The following is a 1,625-nucleotide window of genomic DNA, read 5'->3' on the forward strand; positions in this document are numbered from 1 at the left end:
GGACAACTGGGTTGAAAATCACCGTGGGGGTGGGCGTTACGCTCCGCCGGCACGCCGTGGGTGGCCCAGCGGGTATGGGCGATGCCCACGCACGTGCCCCGCCACGCCCTGCTCGGCCACGCGGCTTTCCAGCTCCGACACCCGCCCCTTGGCCCGGGCCCGCACCAAGGCACCGGCACCGTCCAGCAGGGCCAGCCCCGCCGAGTCGTAGCCGCGGTACTCCAGGGTCTTCAGGCCCGAGATAAGAAAGGGGGTACATTCCGTTGCGCCCACGGCGCCGACAATTCCGCACATGGTAAATCCGGTAATAGAGTGAGTAGTGAGGGGTGAAGAGTGAATCGGGGGCCAGATATTCCAGCGGCAAGGTGATCAATGGCCCAGCCAACGCGGCATAAAACAACGGTGGCCCGAGCGCCTAAGCGCAGGGGCCACCGTGAATTAACTCAGGTAGCAATTTTATAAAACCCATTCTTTTGAATTGTCAATATACTTCTTCGAAAGCTCAAGCATGCGGTGCTCTTTTGCATAGCTTGGATAAAATCTAGCGACCTGATCAGCCAGCGCACTAGCCAAGCTATAGTTCAAAAGCCAAACATGCATTTGAAACTCGAAAAGCAAAGCCTCTTTCTGATTCTTGGCCGACTTCACTTTCTTAAAGAAAACCTCATGAGCCGCCTTGACTTCAGAAGCAAATATCTCTTTTCGTGAAATCTTATGTCTCAGCTTTCCATACCTGACAAGAAGCTCATATGAGCGAAGCCTACTCACCCCCCTAGGGGCACCTAAACCAACAAGGCTTTGCAAACACTTATTAGCTAATGGAAAATTTTTCGCCCTAGCATATTTAAATGCCATCTCACCTAGGCTATATGGGTTTTTCCATGGATCAAAACAAATATCTTTAACCTCCCCCCTCAAGATAACACTTAAAACAAAATCTTTTAATACACCCTGCGCCAACATTGCTTCAGCCGTCCCATGATTAACATGAGGCATTTCAACAACATTTAAATTACCACCATAAGCGGGGTAAATTCTAGAGTCCAGGTATAGCTTATCCTTTTCAACATGAGGATCAATTACTACAACTGGAGATAAAGCTCCTCCAAGGTTTTTCTCATCAATAAAATCATGCTTGAAATTGACACCCCAACGCTGAAAATCAGTATAGAGTGGATCAGCACTACACCTAGGAGAGAATGCTAATGGCTTACTTCCAAGCACACCAGAGTAGTATATTGCAGCATACCCGCCCAAGCTCGAACCATAAGAAATCACTCTTTTATCAGAGAGGTAATCGCCAATATGCTTCTTCAACTCATAATCGGGAAGATCCTGAAAAAATGACCCACCTCGATGCGATACAAAAAAGCTTTCAACACCGCATTTTAGGAGAAATTCGGTTCCGAAACCTTTAGGCTTCAAGCCCCCAGCAATATTATCGAAGGTAACAACTACGACATCCTGACATTGGGAGTCAATTTTGACCGGAACATGCCGATATATAGAAAAATTCTGATTTTTGACTATTTCTTCAGGCATAAAATCTTCCAATTAATAATTATTCACCCTAAACAACCTGGTGTTTAGTTTAATCAATTACACGGTAAAGAGAAATCCAGCCC

1 protein-coding gene is annotated in these 1,625 nt (G+C 46.9%); it reads right to left on the reverse strand.

Going from position 1 to position 1,625, the window contains the following annotated elements:
• Positions 1–456: 456 nt before the first annotated feature.
• Positions 457–1,542, reverse strand: coding sequence for a hypothetical protein (locus tag INT22_RS10575; RefSeq protein ID WP_193068197.1), 1,086 nt, complete (start codon positions 1,540–1,542; stop codon positions 457–459).
• Between the last annotated feature and the right edge of the window lie 83 nt (positions 1,543–1,625).

The organism is Halomonas sp. 3D7M, assembly GCF_014897885.1.
Classification (GTDB): domain Bacteria; phylum Pseudomonadota; class Gammaproteobacteria; order Pseudomonadales; family Halomonadaceae; genus Vreelandella.